The following is a 2,231-nucleotide window of genomic DNA, read 5'->3' on the forward strand; positions in this document are numbered from 1 at the left end:
GGTCAGCAGCATGGCCGCGAAGGCCAGGCTCTTCAACTTCTGCATATGTCTTTTTCCTTTTATGATGCGGTGACGGCGGGTCAATGACCCGCCCTACATTGTGGCGTAGGGCGGATCATTGATCCGCCGCAATCTCGCTCGGGCGTTTTTATCAATGCTATACTTCCGCTGACGTTCCATTCTAACAAAGAAGAACTATAACAAAGGGCGGTCGGATTCCACTGCACAGACGACTGGCGCGGCACTTCTCGTGTCTGCGCCCTCTTGTCGTTCTGCTATGGCGAGGCCAGCCCGTTTTACCAGGACCCGATGAGTAATTTAAAGATTTACAACACGCTGGCGCGCGAGAAGCAGACGTTCAAACCGATCGAAGAGGGCAAAGTCCGCATGTACGTGTGCGGCATGACCGTCTATGACTACTGCCACGTCGGCCACGGCCGCATGCTGATGGCGTTTGACGTGATCTACCGCTGGCTGAAGACATCGGGTTATGCCGTCCAGTATGTCCGCAACRTCACGGACATCGACGACAAGATCATCAAGCGCGCCGTGGAAAACGGCGAAACCATCGGCCAGCTGACCGGCCGCTTCATCCAGTACATGAATGAGGACTGTGAGGCGCTGGGTATTCTGGAGCCGACCAATGTGCCGCGCGCGACGCAGTACGTGCCGCAGATGCTGGACATCATCCAGAAGCTGGAAGACAAAGACCTGGCTTATCAGGGCGACGATGGCGACGTGAACTACGCCGTGCGCAATTTCGCGGGCTACGGCAAGCTGTCCGGCAAGTCGCTGGACGACCTGCGCGCCGGCGAGCGCGTGGACGTCAACACCGGCAAGCGCGATCCGCTCGATTTCGTGCTGTGGAAGTCCGCCAAGGAATCCGAACCGGAAGAAGTGAAGTGGGACTCCAAATGGGGCAAGGGCCGTCCGGGCTGGCACATCGAGTGCTCCGCGATGTCCTGCGCGCTGCTGGGCGAACAGTTCGACATCCACGGCGGCGGCGCCGACCTGCAGTTCCCGCACCATGAGAACGAGATCGCCCAGTCGGAAGGCGCCTTCGGCCACGATATGGTGAACTACTGGGTGCACAACGGCTTCGTGCGCGTCGATAACGAGAAGATGTCCAAATCGCTGGGCAATTTCTTCACCATCCGCGAAGTGCTGGAAAAGTACGATGCCGAAGTGGTGCGCTTCTTCATCCTGCGCGCCCACTACCGCAGCCCGCTGAACTATTCGGACGCCCACCTGGACGACGCGCGCGGTGCACTGACCCGTCTCTACACCGCGCTGGATGGCGTGGAAGGCGATGGCCAGCCGCTGGACTGGAACGAAGACAACGCCAAGCGCTTCGCCGAAGCGATGAACGATGACTTCAACACGCCGGTGGCCGTGTCCGTGCTGTTCGACCTGGCGTCGGAAGTCAACAAGACCAAGTCGCCTGCGGCCGTGCGCCAGCTGCAAGGCCTGGCGGCCGTGATTGGCCTGCTGGAGCGCAGCCCGGACGAGTTCCGCAAGGCCACACCGGCCGGTGCGGCAGGCGAGGGCATGGACGAAGCAGCGCTCGGCGTCGCCATCGCCGAGCGTGCCGCGGCCAAGAAGGCGCGCGACTTCGCCAAGTCGGACAAGATCCGCGCTGACCTGCTGGCAGCCGGCATCGTCCTCGAAGACAAGCCTGACGGCACCACGAACTGGCGCCGCGCATAATGGTCCAGGCCAGGGAGAAAGCGGCCCCGGTGCCGCCGTATTGGGAGGAAGCCAAGGCAGAGCTCATGAAGCGGGACCGCATCATGAACCGCCTGATTCCCCAGTTCGGCGACCTGCACCTGGTCGGCCACGACGATCCGTTTACCACCCTGGCGCGTTCCATCGTCAACCAGCAAGTCACGCCCAAGGCCGCCAATGTGGCCTGGGCCAAGCTGCTGGATGCCTGCCCCAAGTTTTCTCCCGCCGCCGTGCAAAAGGCTGGCGCGGTACAACTGGCCGCTTGCGGCCTGTCTAAACGCAAGACCGAATACATCCTGGACCTGGCTGACCACTTCAAGACGAAGAAGGTGCATGCCGCCGAATGGGGCCAGATGGACGATGAAGCGGTCATTGCGGAACTGGTTCAAATCCGCGGCATTACGCGCTGGACAGCAGAGATGTTTTTGATATTTAATCTGCTCCGTCCCAATGTGCTGCCGCTGGATGATCCCCGTTTGATCGACGGCATCAGCCAGAATTACTTC

The 2,231-nt window shown here is 60.7% G+C and carries 2 protein-coding genes; both read left to right on the forward strand.

Annotation, left to right across the window (positions count from 1 at the left end; genetic code table 11):
* Nucleotides 1-309: 309 nt before the first annotated feature.
* Nucleotides 310-1,707, forward strand: coding sequence for a cysteine--tRNA ligase (gene cysS / locus AB4Z11_RS29960; protein WP_442029565.1), 1,398 nt, complete (start codon nt 310-312; stop codon nt 1,705-1,707).
* A 65-nt stretch (nt 1,708-1,772) separates the two neighbouring features.
* On the forward strand, nt 1,773-2,231 hold a 459-nt coding region (locus AB4Z11_RS29965), incomplete at its 3' end, for a DNA-3-methyladenine glycosylase family protein (protein ID WP_442029567.1).

Source organism: Pseudoduganella sp. RAF53_2 (genome assembly GCF_052113985.1).
Classification (GTDB): domain Bacteria; phylum Pseudomonadota; class Gammaproteobacteria; order Burkholderiales; family Burkholderiaceae_D; genus Rugamonas.